This is a genomic window from Heliobacterium chlorum (assembly GCF_014502795.1).
GTDB classification, from domain to species: domain Bacteria; phylum Bacillota; class Desulfitobacteriia; order Heliobacteriales; family Heliobacteriaceae; genus Heliobacterium; species Heliobacterium chlorum.
The window spans coordinates 482,686-499,785 of sequence record NZ_JACVHF010000001.1 but is presented as its reverse complement, the minus strand read 5'-3'; the positions used below and the strand labels follow the sequence as shown (position 1 = coordinate 499,785).

Here is a 17,100-nt window from a genome sequence, read left to right as displayed (position 1 = left end):
TTTTATGGGTAAAGGTCCCATCGCCCTTTTCCTATATTTTCTTCTGCTGACACCTCTTATGGTTTATTATCCCTCAGAGTCTCTGTCGGCAGCCCGGGAAGGATTACAGTTGTGGTTAACTGTCTTGTTACCTGCCTTGTTCCCCTTTTTAGTCGTTGCAGAACTGATTTTAGGAATGGGCCTGCCCCGTCTGGTCGGTGTCATGTTGGAGCCATTGATGCGTCCTCTTTTCCGACTGCCTGGTACTGCAGCCGTCGTCGTGGCGATCGGCTTTACGACCGGATTTCCTGTGGGTGCCATCATGACGGCCCGTTTGATCCGGGAAGGCGCTTTGACGACGACAGAGGGAGAACGTCTCGCCCTGTTTACGAACAACGCCAGCCCCTTGTTCATGCTCGGTGCCGTCGGAGCCGGCCTTTTTGGTTCCTCTGAAGCCGGTCTGATGCTTGCAGCAGCCCATTATGGCGCTAACTTGGCGGTGGGTTGGTTATATACTCGAACACTCCCTCCACCACCTCGTTCCTTTTCCACGGTCGGGAGAGGGTCCAGCCTGTGGAAGCGGCTTGAGGCAGAGTGGAAGCTTTTTTCGCTGCAGTCTAAACCGCCTGGAGAAATTCTGGGAACGGCAATTACCCGTGGGATGAACAACATCTTGGCCATCGGCGGATATATGATGTTTTTCGTCGTCACTTTCCGCCTTTTATTGGCCGGAGACGTGATCACTCCCCTGCTGAGCGGTCTGGAAGAGGTTCTTCCATGGTTGCGCCTCACCCCGACCCTGGCTCCCGGAATGATTGCCGGTCTGTTGGAGATGAGCATCGGCTGTCAACAGATCGCGGCGGCCCATGCTCCTTTAACTGAACGACTAATGATGACATCGTTTATTCTGGCCTGGAGCGGCATATCGATTCAAGCTCAGGTGTCTACCTTTTTGGCAGGCACAGGGGTTCGCCTCAGCCGGTATCTCCTAGCTCGATTAGCGCAAGGTTTTCTCTCCATGGCGATTCTCTATGTGCTGCTTCTCTATCTTCCCCTCCCTATGTCCTCTTCCTACATCCCTCCTCTAGCCGAATTTAACCTTTGGTGGATCTGGCCTGGTAAAAGCGGCCTTGTCTATGGGCTGATAGGAATTATGCTGATATTTTCTATGATTTTCATCAAAGGTGCAAGAAAAAAGTGAAAGAGAGTGTAAAGTTTTACACCCTCTGTCTACTAAACTATACATAACCGTATGTTAATATTCTTCTTCCCGCTCTCGTCCCCAGTGTTCTTGTAGTTCCTCTCGACCTTTGCGAACCGTATTGATCGACTTGGTTAGCGTTTGCTCCATTTGGCGAAGCACTTCGTCGGCATAATCACGAGCATCCACCTTCAGATCATTAGCAGTTCGTTTCGCCTCTGCCAATATCTCTTCCGCTTTGGCTTGAGCCATGCGAACGATCTCTGTCTCGCCGGCCATCTTCGCTACATAAGTTTTTGTTTCTTCTATCATGCGTTCACATTCTGCTTCCGCTTCTTGGATAACCCGCTGCCGTTCTTTCGTGAGCCATTTGGCTTGGCGCAATTCTTCCGGCAGGCCGGTGCGGATGCGATCGATGCTGTCTAGCAAGGCATGATCGTCCACGAGGACTTTCCCAGTCATAGGAATGCGAGTCGCCGTTTCCACCATTTCCTCGATTTCATCGAGGATGCGCAAAATGCTTCCTTTGCCATCGGTCAGACGAGCAGCTGTCCCCTCAAAAGATACTGAACGCTCCATTTTTGTCCCCCCTTCAGTCTATCCTGTTATCATCAGGTACCTTTTTTACCATACTTTTCGGCCATGCGTTCCTGTACAATCGGCGGCAGGTATTCCTGTACATCGCCGCCAAAGGAGGCGACTTCTTTTACCATGGAGCTGCTAATAAAGGCGTAGTCTGTAGTCGTAGCAAGGAAAACCGTTTCCGCCTGAGGGTAAAGTGTTTTATTCATCAAGGCCATTTGAAATTCAATCTCGAAATCAGACACGGCTCGAAGGCCTCGAACAATCGCGTTGGCCTTCTCTTTTTTGGCGAAGTCTACAAGCAGCCCGGAAAAAGACTTCACCGTCACATTCGTCAGATGCTGGGAAGCGACGCGGATCATTTCCACTCGCTCTTCCATCGTAAACAAAGGCTTTTTGCTAGGGTTGTGAACGACAGCTACAATCAGTTCGTCAAAGATTTGTGCCGCCCTTTCCACAATATCCATGTGTCCCTTGGTGATCGGATCAAAGCTTCCAGGATAAACGGCGATTGCCACAGAGCAGCCTCCTTACGATTCTAGCCACTGATAATAATGAATCATTGTATCGCCGTAACGGTTTGAACGTATATGACCGAGTCGGCCTATTCGTTCAGGCAATGTCTCATCGCGGCTTGTCTCAAGAATCAGAACGCCATCGGCAGAAAGCAGACCTTGGGCGACCAATTCCAACACTTCCGGCAGAAGATTTTGTTTGTAGGGGGGATCGGCAAAAATCAAGTCAAACCGTTTTCCTTGCTGTAAAAGCATCCGGCATGCCGAATAAACGTCTTGCCTCATAATCGTTCCATTCGCAAGGCCAGTTGTATCCATGTTTTTCTGTATGACTCGACAGGCTTCTTGGTCTTTTTCGACCCAATATACTTGTTCAGCACCACGGCTTAACGCTTCCAATCCAAGTGCGCCGGTCCCTGCAAACAGATCAAGACATCGGGCGTCGGGGATACGCCCAGCAAGTACATTGAATAGAGCTTCTTTAACGCGGTCTGCTGTTGGGCGGGTCTTGGAGCCCTTCACAGCAGCCAATCGGTGGCCGCGTGCTTGACCGGCAATGATACGCATTTCCTTCCCCTTTCGACGACATTACCCAAATTATAACATGCCCTCCCCCGTTCGACAATTCTAGCAAAAGAGGAATGGTACCACTGTCCTAGTGGTACATTGATTCTTAATGGATGGAATAAGGGAGGTTTGGCGATGAGCCGTTCTCAACTTTACGGAAATCTCGGCATTCGGCTCGATATGGCTGTTGAAGCCCATGACGTGATTCGTCAAGAAAGAGGTTCCGATATTCCCGGTGTAAAGGTCTTTAAAACGCAGCACCCGACAGCGACGGTGACGACGGTCATCGTGGAAAACGTTCAAGGCGAGCAATCCATGGGAAAACCTGTCGGCACCTACGTAACCATTGATGCACCGCAGTTGCGCGATAATAACCGGGAAGTTCATCAACAAATCGCTTCGATCTTAGCCAAGGAATTGACAGGTCTGCTCCGGTTAAGACCGGACGGTTCTGTCCTCGTGGTCGGCTTGGGTAACTGGAACGCCACCCCGGATGCGCTGGGGCCAAAAGTCGTCGATTATACCATGGTGACCCGCCATCTGCACCAGTATGCACCAGAAGAATTGGCTGGCGGATTGCGGCCGGTCAGCGCTATCGCCCCCGGTGTGCTCGGATTGACGGGAATTGAGACCGCAGAGATCATCAAAGGGATCGTCGAAAAAACCCGCCCTGATCTGGTCATCGCCATCGACGCCTTGGCAACCAGTTCCGTCGATCGCATCGCTACAAGCGTTCAGTTGGCCAATACGGGAATTCATCCCGGATCCGGTGTAGGCAACAAGCGTGCTGGCATCAACCTGGAGACGATGGGCGTTCCTGTGATTGCCTTGGGCATCCCGACGGTGATGCATGCCGGTATCATTGCCCATGAAGCCATTGAAAAACTGATGGAGCAGTTCCAAACAAGCCCCACCTTATATAAGCTCTATAAGGGACTGAACCCTGACGCTATGCAGCAGATCATCGAGCAGGTCTTAGGACCTTATACCCGCGATCTGATCATGACACCGAAAGAGATCGACCAGTTGATTCAGCAAACGTCTAAAGTGGTGGCATCAGGAATCGCTCAATCGCTGCATCCATCGATTACACCGGAACAGTGGACCCAGTATCTATCATAAAGACAAAGGCAGCGGCTATAGACGACTATAGGGATAACCACAGCGGTTATCCCTATAATGCTCAACTGATCCATGTTCTTTCCGTTTTTGTGACTTGCCACTTATCGTCTTCGTATTCAATAAAAACTCGAAGCCCGATTACAGCTAAATCTACCCTTCTAGTCATCTTCGATAGTACCGTCTTTAAAAGCGATGGAGTGCCGGCTACCATTGTTCGACACTCCATCGCTTTTTGCACGTAAGCTTCGTTGATCGGCTGTGATCCAACCGGGAATCACTCTTTGCTTATTGCTTTGAGTCGCTCTTGTCTTTGTTCACGGATTTTATTCGATGGGACAACCCAAGTTCCTGGGCCACTTCCATTTTGAAGTCTTCCATATTCGGCGACAGTTCGTCACGATCCCGATCAGGCAAGGCTTTTCACCTCCTCGCCGTTAGGATCCACCGATTATAACAAATCCAATCCTTGAAAAGTCTCCCTGACCTTGCGGGCCAGTTCTCGGCTTTCCGGTCTTTGCAGGGCCGGATCTTGAGCGGTCCACAGTTCCGATGCGCTCTTGGCTTGTTCTAATAGATCAGCATCTTTGACCAAGTCAGCGACCTTAAACGCAGGGATACCGCTCTGGCGGGTCCCCAAAAATTCTCCGGGGCCCCGCAGTTTGAGATCTTCTTCGGCGAGGCGGAAACCATCGTTCGTTCCTTCCATGGCCTTCATGCGCCTTTTTCCCTCGTCGGAAAGTTTATCGGCGATGAGGATGCAGAAGGACTGGGCCTGCCCCCGTCCGACACGACCACGTAATTGGTGGAGTTGGGCTAACCCGAATCGTTCGGCCCCTTCGATTACCATCACCGTTGCTGCCGGCACATCGATGCCAACCTCGATGACGGTCGTCGCGACGAGGACTTTTGTATTTCCCCGGTAAAAACGCTCCATGACGGCAGCTTTTTCTTCCTTTTTCATCCGGCCGTGCAGGATGCCTACCTCTAGATCCGGGAAGACGTCTCGAGTGAGGGTGCCATAGCGTTCTTCCACGGCTGCCAAGTCCATCTCTTCCGATTCTTCGATGGCCGGACAGACGATATAAGCCTGGTGCCCTTGGGCCACTTCACGGCGGATCAGATTGTACACCCGGGGCCATGTATCACTGCCTACATGATACGTTTTGACTTCCTGCCGACCGGGAGGGCGTTCATTGAGGATGGATACATCGAGATCGCCATACAGGGTCATGGCTAATGTTCGCGGTATCGGTGTGGCCGTCATGACGAGGAGGTCTGCCTGTTGGCCTTTTTCCCAAAGGGCAGCTCGCTGGCGAACACCGAAGCGGTGCTGTTCATCAATGACGACCAGCCCGAGGCGCTGGAAGACTACTTCTTTTTGCAACAGCGCATGGGTCCCCACAACGACCGGAAAAGTGCCTTCCGATAGACCTTTGAGAACTTCCTCTTTTCTGCGGCGCGTCAGCGAACCGGAAAGGTGGGCCACTGGTATAGCCATCTCGGCGAGCAATCGCTGCCAGCTGATGGCGTGTTGTTCGGCGAGAACTTCTGTCGGCGCCATCAGCGCCGCCTGGTAACCTGATGCGACCGCTTTGACGACGGCGGAAGCCGCTACGATCGTCTTGCCGGCTCCCACATCTCCCTGGAGAAGCCGGTTCATCGGTCGATTCGCTTCCATGTCGGCGGCGATCTCCCGAACGACCCGTTTTTGGGCCGTCGTCAACTCGTAAGGCAAGAGGGACCATAGCTTGTTCAGTTCCTCCTGGGCAGGCTTGTGACCAATACCTTCGATAGGGACGTTCCGACGACGGCGAATGAACTGCCAAGCCGTTTGCAGCAAAAAGGCTTCGTTAAAAGCCAGTTTGCGCCGGCCGAATTCAGCCTGTTCAAGGGAATCGGGGAAATGAACCCATTGAACGGCTTGATTCAAGGTAGGTAGGTTTGTCGAACTGTCGAGTCCCTTTGGCACGATATCACTCATTTGAGGGGCATACTGAGGAACGACCTGTTCATAGAGTCCCCGCAAGAATCGCTGGTTCAACCCTTCCGTAGCCGGATAGACCGGTACGATTCGGTTGGTATGCAATCCCGCTTCTGCTTGGTTTTCCATTTCCTCTACATGCAGTTCCGCCTTTCCGTAGCGAAACTCCACTTTCCCTGATACGATGACTGCCGTGCCGGGAGGGTATTTGGCGGTCAATTGCTTGCGGTTGAATAAGACGATCGGCAATAGGCCTGTACCATCGTCCAACTGACCTTTGATAACAGCCAATCCGCGGCGAGGATTATACTGCTGGTAGGCTCGAATGACACCGGATACGTTATAATCACCGGGATAACGTATTTGAGCAATGCTGAGCAACTGGCTGCGGTCGATATAGCGGTGGGGCAGATGAAAAAGCAAATCCTGAATCGTTTCGATGCCAAGCCTTTTAAGGGCAGCCGCCCGCTGAGGTCCTACGCCTCGGAGAAACTGAATCGCCGTACCAGGGCCTTTCAGGTTCCGGGGGGCCGTTTCATGTTGTTTTTTCTTGACGCTGCTATCGTCTGACCCTGGATTGGGAGAAACTTTCTTCCTCGCTTCGGTCGTCGGCAATTCCAATTCCAATTCCCCGATGCTCTGGGCCATCTGATCGACCACATGGCGCCGTTCCGGCGGAGTTAATCGCCGGTAGTGACTCATCTGGCCTTCCCAAAGAGCAAGCCGAGCTCCCCAAGGACCGGGATGAGCCGATAGAGCCTGCCGAAGAGCAGCCAAGGAAGCATAGGCGTAGGCGGAAAAACCGCCGACGACGCCTCCGTCCGTGTATCCGAGATTGCGCTCGGCGTCAATCGCCCGGCGCAGACTTTGCCATAGGGGTTGCCAACTCATCGTTTCTTACTCCAGACCAAAGATATAGGGATAAAGAGGTTGTCCCGTCTGTATCCGATGCACTTCTACATTGGGATAAGCTGAGCCAATCGCATCTTTTAACGTTTCCACATCCTCGTCGGATACGTTTTCCCCCGTATATATAGTGATCAATTCCCACTCTTCTTCAGAGCGGTCGAGCGCCTCTAAAACCACTGGTGGGACAGAATTTCCACAGGAAACGAGTTTGTCATCGAAGATCCCGAGGAGGTCCCCTTCTTTCACATCTCGACCGTTGACCGAAGCGTCCCGCACAGCCCAGGTGATCTCCAAACTGTGCACCGCTCCAGCAGCCGCTTCCATCATTTTGATATTATCTTCGACAGACTTGTCCGGATCGAAAGCGAGGCTCGCTGCCAATCCTCCCGGTAGATGTCGAGTCCCGATAACGGTCGCTTTATCTTCTCCGATCATCTGTACGGCTTGACGGGCCGCCATGATCAGGTTGGGATGGTTCGGTAAGAGCAAGCAAAAATCGGCATTTGCCTTTTCTACGGCTGACAACCAATCTTGGGCACTGGGGTTGCAACTGGTCCCCCCATCGATAATCCCCATCGCTCCTTGTTCTCGGTACAGGGCTGCCCATCCTTCTGAGGGTGTGGCGGCGATAAAACCAATCGGTCGTTGCGGCGGAATTTCTTGCTCGGCCTCTGCTTGTTCAGCCCTGTTGTTGGCTTGCTCGGCCATGTTGTTGATGTGTACCTGGTGAAGTGAGCCGTAGGCTAAGGCTTTCTCCAGCACCACGCCGGGATGATTGGTATGTACATGGATTTTTGCTGTTTCCCTGTCGCCAACCACGAGCAAGCAATCCCCTAAGGGCTTGAGGCTCTCTTGAAGAGCTTCTAAAGGGAGGTTCTGCCCCCGGAGGATGAATTCGGTGCAGTAAGGAAACTCCATATTTTCCTCTCGATGAGGAGAGCTTTCGATAAGTGCCGTAGAAGAGGACCTGTCTTTTTCATCAAAGTAAGGAGATTCGGATGGTTCGAAGGTGCCATTTGGGGCAGAGGCTGCTTCGCCTGCAAGCGCCTGATGACAGCCTATCAAGAAGAATAAATAACCCTGGCCACCAGCGTCGACGACACCAGCTTCTTTGAGGGCAGGTAGTTGTTCCGGCGTTTTGGCGAGAGCCCTTTTTCCAGCTTCAATGGCCGCGGCTAAGACCTCCTCCATATCGCTGCCGCGGCGGGCCGCTGCAAGAGCTTCTCGTGCCGCCATCTTGGCCACGGTTAAGATAGTTCCTTCCACGGGCTTCATGACGGCTTTATAGGCTCTCTCCACACCCTTTTCCATCGCTTGCGCCCATTCACGGGGGGAGACGGTTTCAGTCTCTTCCATCGCCTTTGCCCATCCCCAGAAAAGCTGGGAGAAGATTACACCGGAGTTGCCTCGTGCGCCCAGCAGGGCGCCTTTCGCTGCCGCCGAAGCGACTTTTCCAACGGAAGGCTCTTCTTTCGGCATTGCTTCGGCACAGGCTTGTAAGGTCAAAGCTAGATTCGTACCGGTATCACCATCAGGAACAGGAAACACGTTTAAACGATCGACATACTGGCGGTTCTGTTCCACTTGGACAGCACCGCTGCGAATCAGTTGGGCTACTTCTATCCCATTGAGTCGTCGATGATCTTTAGTCGGCAACTTTGATTCCTTGAACATGCACGTTCACCTCGCGGACGGTTAAACCCAGTTGATTTTCTACAGATATTTTGACTCTTTCCATCACCGTCCGAGCGACTTCCGGTATGCGAACTCCATAAGCGACGAGTACATGCAGATCCAAGGTAACAGAAAAGTCGTCAAAAGCGGTCACATAAATTCCCCGGGCCGTATTGTCGCCCCGTTTCACACTGATTCCAGCGAGAGGGCTTTTGGCAGCCATACCGACTAAACCGTAACATTCCGCCACCGCTTGCCCGGCGATATTGGCGATCACATCATCGGCAATGGTGACACGACCGAAATCGGATGCGTTTTTCACAGTCATTTGGGTCACTCCCTTCAAAAAAAAGGACCTTATTCAGGTCCCTTCTCTTCCAAGCAGCTCAATTCGTCGAGGAGGTTCCGAAGGTCAATCCCGTGCATGCGCGCACCGCCTTCAATGGTTTCCATGGTGGAACCCATGCAACCTAGGCATCCCATACCGTAGCGGGCCAGAATATCTTTTGCCCCGGGATAAGTCTGCAACAGTTCCATTAAAGACATATCTTTGGTGATCTTACCCAAGTCAGCCCCCCCTTAATCGTTTCATTTGTTTAGCTTTATTCGTCGTTCAAGAAGGAATTCCTTTTTCTTCGTCAAGTTCTTGCCAAAGCAGATCGAATCTGCTAGACTGTAATAGTGATTTTTCTGACCCCAAGGAGGTGGAACCATGGCACGGAAATGCGCCATTTGCGGCAAAGGGGTACAAACCGGGATGCAAGTCAGTCACTCCCACATCCGCACAAAAAGAACCTGGTCCCCTAACCTCCAGCGTGTTCGCGCTGTTGTAAAAGGTGCTCCTGTTCGTTTGAACGTATGTACCCGCTGCCTCCGTTCGGGCAAGGTTCAGCGTTCTGTGTAATTGTCCGGCTTGAAAAGGTAGCGCCCCCAATGGGCGAGTGAGTAAATAAGTCCTTTGACCAGATGGTCAAAGGACTTTTTACGTTTCCCTCAGCTCTTGTTCCCAAGCGAGGAGCTCATCGGCGGAAAATTGATATTTTTCGCTGCAGAAATGGCAGATCGCTTCGGCGCCTCCCTGCTCCCGGCGCATATCGGCCAGTTCATCAGGACCGAAGCTTTTCAACAGTGCCGATAGCCGCTCTCGATCACAACCACAAGAAAACTCAGGCTCGTAGCTGTTTAAGATTTTCGGGTCGAGCTCTCCCAACAAGTCTTCCATCATCTCTTTCGTGCTCTTTCCGTCGGCTAGATATTTGCTGATCGGTCCTAAACGGGCAATACATTGCTCAAGGAGGTCGATCGTCTTGTCATCAGCTCCCGGCATCAGTTGTACGATGTAACCGCCTGCCTCGAGGACAGAGCCGTCTACATCGATGAGCACACCTAGGGCTACCGCACTAGGCGTTTGTTCAGACGTAAAAAAGTAGTGTGTCAAATCTTCAGCGATTTCGCCAGAAACCAGGGCGGACGTACCGGTAAAGGTGTCTTTCAAACCCAGGTCACGGGTGACATGAATATGACCTTCTTTGCCGACCCCGCGTCCCACATCGAGCTTTCCTTCCGGTGTAGGCGGCAGTTCAATCGTCGGGTTCTGTACATATCCGCGCACCTGCCCCTTAGCATCGCCTTGGGCGACAATCGCCCCTAAAGGACCATCACCGAGGATGCGTAAAGTCATTCGGTCCTCTGCTTTCAGCATGGATCCCATGAGAGCTGAAGCCGTTAAGGTTCTACCTAAAGCCGCCGTGGCTACAGGCCAAGTTTGGTGTTTTTGCTGGGCTACGGAGACTAGACGAGTCGTCCGCGCACCGATAAAGCGGATTTTGCCTTGATCGGCTGTTGCCCGAATTAATTCATCTTGCACGTAATGGCTCTTCCTTTCAGATAATCGGCGTAAACGTCTCCGTTTCTGTTTTTTCCTCTTCGAATAAGTCCTTTGGAAGATGAATCGGAGCGACTGTATCTAATTCATATCTCTGGGATTGCTCTAGTGCCGCCGCAACGGCTCGGGATGCCCCCATGCAGGACCGGGAAACATCATATCCGTGACAGATACCGGCAACCAAGATGGCAGCAAAAAGGTCTCCCGTGCCATAAGCAGCCCAGGGAACGAGGGCTGTACCTATTTCCCAAGCCTTTTCCTGCTCGAGAATCAAGGTGTAAATTCGATCGTTCTCCCGGCGCCAGCCCGTGACGACAATCGCTTTCAACCCCGCTCGGCCCTTTTGAAGAGACTCTTTTCTTACGGAGTCTAGGAGATGTCTAGCCGCCTCAAGAATTTTCCGGCTGTCACGCCCTCGAGCTACCCCTACGGGCGGCTTGTCTCCATCGATGCCGGCCAACAAGAAAACCTCAAAGGGATTCGGGGTGATTACCGACGCCAAGGGGAGCAAGTCTTCACGGACCACCCGGGCAACTTCAGGAACAACATAAGCCCCGTGCGGATCGTCACCCAGCACAGGGTCCAGCAGGTAAGGTATGTCTGGTCGTTCCATCAGCCAACGAGAGAGTATTTTGCCTTGCCGGGCTGAACCGAGATAACCGCTGAGGACATGATCTACAGGGGTATCTTCCAGAGATTTGAGTAAACCGTAGAACAAAGCATCTGGAACGGTTCCGCCCCGCCTCGGCCGGACGGCGCCATGTGCGCCTAACATCACCGTGTGGATGGGAAAGGGTTGAATCCCGCAGGCCAGAAGGCCCGGGACGACGGCTGAGTTGCCGACAAATCCCCGGGCCACCATGCTCTGTACGGAGAGAACCGAAGGAATCCGTTCCATCTTTATCCTTCCATGCTGCGCATGAGGTTAGCCATCTCGATAGCTGACATGGCTGCGTCCCATCCCTTGTTGCCCGCTTTAGTTCCGGCTCGCTCGATGGCCTGCTCGATCGTATCCGTCGTCAATACTCCAAAAATGGTCGGAACGCCTGATTGAAGTCCGACCTGGGCGACGCCTTTGGCCGCTTCGCTGCAGACATAGTCAAAGTGGGGTGTCGATCCCCGGATGACGGCACCGAGACAGATGACAGCGTCAAAGCCTTTGGTAACCATCTTTTTGGCGACGAGGGGGATTTCGAAAGCACCCGGTGTCCAAGCGACGGTGATATCTTCTTCTCGAACTCCGTGGCGCTGGAGCGCATCGATAGCACCGGAGAGGAGTTTGCTGGTGATAAATTCGTTGAAGCGGGCGTTGACGATACCGATTTTCAATCCCTGTCCAAGGAGATGGCCTTCGTAAATCTGGTTAGGCATAAGGTAGTTAGCTCCTTTTCGATAAAAATATATTACACTTGAGAATTATCCTAACTCGAAAGCAAAATCTGGGGTGTAAAGACGTAGCGAGCGTTTTGGGCGGAGCGGCGTCGAGAGCGAAAGTTGCGAGCGGATCAGCACGCCACGGTTCACATGCAGAAATGCCCAGAGGTTTGGCGCGCCCGCGAAGCAACCGAGCGAACAGCCACGAAGCCCTTAGCGACCGGAGTCATTACACCCCGATTTGCCAAGAATGTAGCTTTAAGTGTTCGACTCATGTAAAACTGAAGACTTACAATTCAGTTAGTGCAGTTTCGTGACTGTACCTCCCAAAGGAGAAACCGGCATTTATAGCATATGACCGAGCTTTTCTTCTTTCGTCCTTAGATAGCGCTCGTTTTCGGGGACACACTCGATGACGATAGGGACCCGTTCAACGACAGAAAGGCCATAACCTTCCAGGCCTTTGATCTTTCTCGGGTTGTTGGTCATCAACATGATTTTGCGCAGGCCTAGATCGGCCAATATTTGAGCGCCTGTACCGTAGTCGCGCAGATCGGCTGGGAACCCAAGCATCTCGTTCGCCTGAACCGTGTCGGCCCCCATATCCTGCAGTTTATACGCGCGAATTTTATTGAGCAGCCCGATCCCTCGGCCTTCCTGACGCATATAAAGGACAACACCTCTACCTTCTTGCTCAATACGTCGAAGGGCAGTAGCCAGTTGATCGCCGCAGTCGCATCGCCTCGAACCGAGAACGTCTCCCGTCAGGCATTCCGAGTGGACCCGGACCAAAACAGGTTCTTCACCTTCGATATCTCCTTTGACGATGGCTAAGTGGCACTGTTTATCTAAAAGGCTTTCATAGGCGACAGCCGTAAAGTCACCGTATTTGGTGGGCAAACTGATGGTTTCTACGCGCCGGATCAGTTTTTCTGTACGACGGCGATACTCGATCAAGTCCGCGATAGTGATGATCTTTAAGTTATGTTGTTCTGCAAAGGGCAGCAGTTGCGGAACCCGGGCCATGGTTCCGTCATCAGCCATGATTTCACAGATCACGCCTGCCGGATAGAGCCCGGCCATGCGAGCCAAGTCGACAGCAGCTTCTGTATGACCGGAGCGAACGAGGACGCCCCCTTCCCGCGCCCGCAAAGGGAAGATATGTCCCGGTTTCCGGAGGTCTTCCGGTTTCGTTTTCGCATCTAAGAGAGCCTGAATCGTCTGGTGACGTTCGAAGGCGGAAATCCCGGTCGTACAGGTGGCGGCATCGACCGATACGGTAAAGGCCGTCTGCATACGGTCTGTATTGTCTTGAACCATGGGATGCAGTTCCAGGGCGTCGAGCCGTTCTCCGATCATGGGAACGCAGATCAGCCCCCGTCCATAGGTAGCCATGAAATTCACCGTTTCCGGCGTGGCCAGTTCGGCGGCCATCAACAGGTCCCCTTCGTTTTCACGGTCCTCGTCGTCTACGACGATGATCATTTTGCCTTGGCGAATATCCTCAATCGCTTCTTCGATGCTGTGGAATTTCGACATGGGAATCACCTCTCTGTGTTGATGTTAATAGCCCTGTTCTAAAAGAAACTCTCGCGAAATCCTTGAGAGCGGTTTCTCCCCTGACGATACCCGACCCGTGAGCAGACGCTCTACATATTTTCCGATCACATCGGCTTCCAAATTGACTTTTTCTCCTATCTTTTTCAAACCTAAGGTCGTCAATCCCGCCGTGTGGGGAATTAGCGATACGGTAAAACTCTGTTCCAACAGGTCGACGACAGTCAGGCTGATACCATCGATGGCGATAGAACCTTTAGGGATCACGTAACGGAGAAGTTCCGGAGGCGCCGAGATTTCCGTTACCACAGCGATGTCGACTCGGGTTTGTTTACGGATAATGCCGACGGCGTCCACGTGACCGGATACGATATGGCCGCCGAGGCGGTCACTCAGACGGAGAGCCCGTTCTAGGTTGACCCGATGGCCAGGCTGGAGCTCCGAGAGAGAGGTACGTTGTAAAGTCTCAGCCATCACGTCGGCCGTAAAGCCTCGCCCATCAAATTCGACAACAGTTAGGCATACGCCGTTGACAGCTATAGAGTCCCCCAGTTTGACATCTTCGACGACTTTTTTCGCTTCGATGACCAACTGAGCCGAACGAGCCCCTCGACGAATAGCCCGCATAACGCCAAGTTCCTCTACGATTCCGGTAAACACGGTTTCACCTCCTGGATCGTCCCCTGGAGAAGCCAATCATCGCCAATGGGGCGGAAAGTCCTTTTTGTTAACAGTCTCGCATCTTTCATCAAGGAAACTCCCCTTCCTCCCACCGGCGAGGACGCTCCGTCTCCACCGACCACTTTCGGCGCTACGAAGACAGCGACCTGATCGACCAGGTTTTGTTCAAGAAAGGACCCGTGGATCTGTGCGCCCCCTTCCACCAGGAGGGATGTGAGGCCTCTATCAGCCAGTTTTTTTAAGAGTGTCGGCAGGTCTACCTTCCCCTGAGCGTTCGTAGGACAAGGGAGGACGACTGCACCCGCCTTTTCTAACGCCTGGATTCGTTCAGCTGGTGCTCGCTCACTCGTCGCGATGATGGTTGGCGCCTCTGAAGAAAGGATTTTAGCGGTCAAGGGGGTGCGGGCTTGACTATCGACAATAACGCGCACCGGGTTTCGATATGTTCCTTCTTCTGACTGAGGAAGCCGGACCGTTAATTCGGGATCGTCGGCGAGCAAGGTGCCAATGCCAACGAGAACCGCGTCGTAAATGTTTCGCCACTGATGAACGACACGACGGCTTTCGGTTCCGCTGATCCAGCGGCTGTCGCCGGTGGCAGTCGCGATTTTACCATCTAGGGTCATCGCCCACTTCAGGAGCACCCAAGGTCTTCCCCGGGTGACCCAGGTAAAGAAGGGCTGGTTGATGGCAGACGCTTCTTCCGCCAAGATGCCCACATCCACTGGAATGCCAGCCTCCTGAAGGTGGCGGAAGCCCCTGCCGGCAACTTTTGGATTAGGGTCGGGCACCGCCGCTACAACCCGTCCGATCCCTGCGGCGATAAGGGCCTCCACGCATGGCGGTGTCCTGCCGTAGTGGGAGCAAGGTTCCAGCGTTACATATAAGGTCGCTCCCTGTGCTTTATCTCCGGCTTGTCGCAAGGCATGCACTTCAGCATGGGGGGTCCCAGCCTTCTCATGATACCCCTCACCAACGACTTGTCCGTCCTTGACAATCACGCAGCCCACGACAGGATTGGGACTCGTCCGCCCTCGGGCGAGCGACGCCAGTTCCAAAGCGCGAGCCATATATTGTTTGTCATCGATCATAACGGTCATTCCTCGGAAATTAGTTTTCTTCACCCTGATGACGAAGTAAAATCAGGGTTGTCATCATGGAGCGAGCGTAGTCATTACAACTCCATTTGGCACGATGTGTCATCAAAGTTGGGCAGAAACGCAAAAACACCCCGGGAATTAGTTTCCCCGGGGTGATACGGAACAACTCTTTTCTCTTAACCAGCGAGAAAAATAGCGTACAGCAAAGCTGCTGCAAAAAGAGCAGACCCTTGTTCCGTTTTCCTTTCTCATCCAGACTTTTACTGTCGGCTTCGGAGTTACACCGAATCTGCCCAGAAGGGCTCGCGGGCTATACCGCCGGTAGGGAATTTCACCCAACCCCAAGGAAAACATGTTATTTGGTTGACAGGAAAAATTATATCAAAGGGCGACTAAGCCTGTCAATTTTAATATGCGGCCGCCCGCAATAGAGCGACTTCAGCCTGAGGATCGGGGACGCCAAAGACAGCTGCGCCAGCGACGAGTACATCTGCGCCAGCCTGAACGACTTGGGCGATCGTCTGCCCGTTAACGCCGCCGTCGACTTGAATTTCATACGAAAGTCCATTTTCCTGGCGATAACGAGCCAGTTCAGTGATCTTCGGTAAGACAGCGCTGATGAACTTTTGACCTCCAAAACCAGGGTTCACCGACATGACGAGCACCAGATCCACCATGGGCAGCACATATTCGAGCGACTGCCAAGGTGTGGCCGGGTTTAAGGCTACTCCAGCCTTAGCGCCCTTTTCTCGGATCAGCGATACGGTACGGTGCAGGTGGGTGCAAGCCTCCTGGTGGACGGTGACTAAATCGGAACCGGCCTTGATAAAATCGGGAATATAGCGATCGGGCTCTTCAATCATCAAGTGGGTGTCAAAAACCATTTGGCTCCGTGGACGCAGTGACGCTACCACGAGCGGGCCGATGGTGATATTCGGTACGAAGTGTCCATCCATCACATCGATGTGCAAGTACTCTGCCCCACCGGCTTCCACAGCGGCCACTTGGGAGCCGAGATTGGAGAAATCGGCCGATAAGATAGATGGTGCGATTTTAATCATCATGATTTCTTTCCTTTCGGAGCCGTTCGTTCCCGGTCTACGAGTTCATTCAAGAAAATCAGATAGTGTGCGTATCGCTGTTCGTGAATGAGACCCTTTTCTAAGGCTTCCCGTACGGCGCAATCCGGTTCAGCCTTATGCAGGCATGTGTTAAAGCGGCAACATCCCAGAAACTCGGTCATTTCTGGAAAGTAGCTTCCTAACTCGTAAGCAGGGATGTCCGGTAAGAACAAGGTGGAAAAGCCGGGGGTATCAGCGATCAAGGCTCCTGTCGGCAGAACGAGCAGTTCCACATGGCGGGTCGTATGACGACCTCGTCCGATTTTGGCGCTTACATCACCTGTTTTTAGGGAAAGCCCCGGCGATAAACCGTTGAGCAATGTCGATTTACCGGCTCCAGAGGGACCAGCCACGACAGAGATCTTTCCGTCTAGGAGTGACCGGACCGGTTCCAACGTGTCCGGTTGTTTGGAAGAAACGACAAAAGGTTTTGCATCGATGGCAGAATATAACTCATTTATTTTTTCGATCATTTGGGGATGTGCGAGATCGGCCTTCGTGAAGACGATGACTGGTTCAACGCCGCCTTGAGACGCCAAAATGAGCAGCCTGTCGAGCAAGACAAAATCGGGATCAGGATTGGCCAAAGCAAAGACCAAAAGAACTTGGTCCACGTTGGCGATGGGCGGGCGCAACAGTTCTGTTCGACGAGGATAGACATCCTCGATGACACCCTTATCTCCCTCGATAATCCGGATTCTAACGCGATCGCCCGGCAGAAAGACCCGGTTATTTTCTTTTAGGCGGAATTTTCCTCGCAGAGAACAGGTGTATGTCTGTTCTCCAGCGAGGACGTAATAAAAACCGCAGTATCCTCTGACGATGGTTCCCTCGGTTTCCCTATGAGTCACA

At 52.7% G+C, this 17,100-nt stretch carries 19 protein-coding genes and 1 riboswitch; of the genes, 3 read left to right on the top strand and 16 right to left on the bottom strand.

Annotated features, from left to right (window positions below; all coding sequences use genetic code 11):
- Positions 1-4 precede the first annotated feature (4 nt).
- Positions 5-1,180: a nucleoside recognition domain-containing protein gene (locus H1S01_RS02345; protein ID WP_188038487.1), complete on the top strand. Its 1,176-nt coding sequence runs from the start codon at positions 5-7 to the stop codon at positions 1,178-1,180.
- A 54-nt stretch (positions 1,181-1,234) separates the two neighbouring features.
- Here the strand turns inward: H1S01_RS02345 and H1S01_RS02340 are convergent, their stop codons facing one another.
- From H1S01_RS02340 to rsmD, 3 genes are read right to left on the bottom strand one after another with little or no spacing between them, the layout of a single operon-like run.
- Positions 1,235-1,759: an ATPase gene (locus H1S01_RS02340; RefSeq protein ID WP_188038486.1), complete on the bottom strand. Its 525-nt coding sequence runs from the start codon at positions 1,757-1,759 to the stop codon at positions 1,235-1,237.
- Between the two features lie 32 nt (positions 1,760-1,791).
- Positions 1,792-2,280 carry a pantetheine-phosphate adenylyltransferase gene (coaD, locus tag H1S01_RS02335; protein ID WP_188038485.1) on the bottom strand — a complete coding sequence of 163 codons (489 nt, stop codon included), beginning with the start codon at positions 2,278-2,280 and terminating at the stop codon, positions 1,792-1,794.
- Between the two features lie 12 nt (positions 2,281-2,292).
- Positions 2,293-2,844 (bottom strand): 16S rRNA (guanine(966)-N(2))-methyltransferase RsmD, encoded by a 552-nt coding sequence (gene rsmD / locus H1S01_RS02330; RefSeq protein ID WP_188038484.1) that lies wholly within the window; start codon positions 2,842-2,844, stop codon positions 2,293-2,295.
- A gap of 135 nt (positions 2,845-2,979) precedes the next feature.
- Here rsmD and gpr point away from each other — a divergent pair, with 135 nt between their 5' ends.
- On the top strand, positions 2,980-3,966 hold the full coding sequence (gene gpr / locus H1S01_RS02325; protein ID WP_188038483.1) for a GPR endopeptidase: 987 nt from the start codon (positions 2,980-2,982) through the stop codon (positions 3,964-3,966).
- Positions 3,967-4,251: 285 nt separating this feature from the next.
- Here gpr and H1S01_RS02320 read toward each other — a convergent pair whose 3' ends face one another.
- The 5 genes from H1S01_RS02320 to H1S01_RS02300 are packed head-to-tail and all read right to left on the bottom strand — an operon-like array spanning position 4,252 to position 9,097.
- Positions 4,252-4,380: a small, acid-soluble spore protein, alpha/beta type gene (locus H1S01_RS02320; RefSeq protein ID WP_188038482.1), complete on the bottom strand. Its 129-nt coding sequence runs from the start codon at positions 4,378-4,380 to the stop codon at positions 4,252-4,254.
- 34 nt (positions 4,381-4,414) lie between these two features.
- A complete protein-coding gene (gene recG / locus H1S01_RS02315) occupies positions 4,415-6,838 on the bottom strand; it encodes an ATP-dependent DNA helicase RecG (protein ID WP_188038481.1) in 2,424 nt (807 codons plus the stop codon).
- Positions 6,839-6,844: 6 nt separating this feature from the next.
- Positions 6,845-8,530, bottom strand: coding sequence for a DAK2 domain-containing protein (locus H1S01_RS02310; RefSeq protein ID WP_188038480.1), 1,686 nt, complete (start codon positions 8,528-8,530; stop codon positions 6,845-6,847).
- Entirely contained in the window at positions 8,502-8,858 is a 357-nt protein-coding gene (locus H1S01_RS02305; RefSeq protein ID WP_188038479.1) for an Asp23/Gls24 family envelope stress response protein, read from the bottom strand. Before H1S01_RS02305 ends, H1S01_RS02310 begins: the two co-directional genes overlap by 29 nt.
- Before the next feature lie 29 nt (positions 8,859-8,887).
- Positions 8,888-9,097, bottom strand: a complete 210-nt coding sequence (locus H1S01_RS02300; RefSeq protein WP_243236882.1) for a DUF1858 domain-containing protein — start codon at positions 9,095-9,097, stop codon at positions 8,888-8,890.
- A 145-nt stretch (positions 9,098-9,242) separates the two neighbouring features.
- Between H1S01_RS02300 and rpmB the strand changes: the two genes are divergently transcribed.
- Positions 9,243-9,434, top strand: coding sequence for a 50S ribosomal protein L28 (gene rpmB / locus H1S01_RS02295; protein ID WP_155474739.1), 192 nt, complete (start codon positions 9,243-9,245; stop codon positions 9,432-9,434).
- Positions 9,435-9,512: 78 nt separating this feature from the next.
- On the opposite strand, the gene hslO is transcribed toward rpmB, so the two are convergent.
- The 8 genes from hslO to rsgA form a co-directional block, all read right to left on the bottom strand.
- Positions 9,513-10,397 (bottom strand): Hsp33 family molecular chaperone HslO, encoded by an 885-nt coding sequence (gene hslO, locus H1S01_RS02290; protein ID WP_188038478.1) that lies wholly within the window; start codon positions 10,395-10,397, stop codon positions 9,513-9,515.
- Between the two features lie 16 nt (positions 10,398-10,413).
- A complete protein-coding gene (locus H1S01_RS02285) occupies positions 10,414-11,313 on the bottom strand; it encodes a bifunctional hydroxymethylpyrimidine kinase/phosphomethylpyrimidine kinase (protein ID WP_188038477.1) in 900 nt (299 codons plus the stop codon).
- Positions 11,314-11,315: 2 nt separating this feature from the next.
- Positions 11,316-11,786, bottom strand: a complete 471-nt coding sequence (gene ribH, locus H1S01_RS02280; RefSeq protein WP_188038476.1) for a 6,7-dimethyl-8-ribityllumazine synthase — start codon at positions 11,784-11,786, stop codon at positions 11,316-11,318.
- Positions 11,787-12,134: 348 nt separating this feature from the next.
- Positions 12,135-13,328 carry a bifunctional 3,4-dihydroxy-2-butanone-4-phosphate synthase/GTP cyclohydrolase II gene (locus H1S01_RS02275; protein ID WP_188038475.1) on the bottom strand — a complete coding sequence of 398 codons (1,194 nt, stop codon included), beginning with the start codon at positions 13,326-13,328 and terminating at the stop codon, positions 12,135-12,137.
- 24 nt (positions 13,329-13,352) lie between these two features.
- Entirely contained in the window at positions 13,353-14,006 is a 654-nt protein-coding gene (locus tag H1S01_RS02270) for a riboflavin synthase (protein WP_188038474.1), read from the bottom strand.
- Entirely contained in the window at positions 13,988-15,118 is a 1,131-nt protein-coding gene (gene ribD, locus H1S01_RS02265) for a bifunctional diaminohydroxyphosphoribosylaminopyrimidine deaminase/5-amino-6-(5-phosphoribosylamino)uracil reductase RibD (protein WP_188038473.1), read from the bottom strand. The genes H1S01_RS02270 and ribD overlap by 19 nt, the downstream gene beginning before the upstream one ends.
- Positions 15,119-15,363: 245 nt before the next feature.
- Positions 15,364-15,480: riboswitch (FMN riboswitch) on the bottom strand.
- A gap of 54 nt (positions 15,481-15,534) precedes the next feature.
- On the bottom strand, positions 15,535-16,188 hold the full coding sequence (gene rpe / locus H1S01_RS02260) for a ribulose-phosphate 3-epimerase (RefSeq protein ID WP_188038617.1): 654 nt from the start codon (positions 16,186-16,188) through the stop codon (positions 15,535-15,537).
- Positions 16,188-17,099, bottom strand: coding sequence for a ribosome small subunit-dependent GTPase A (gene rsgA / locus H1S01_RS02255; protein ID WP_188038472.1), 912 nt, complete (start codon positions 17,097-17,099; stop codon positions 16,188-16,190). Before rsgA ends, rpe begins: the two co-directional genes overlap by 1 nt.
- Position 17,100: the final 1 nt, after the last annotated feature.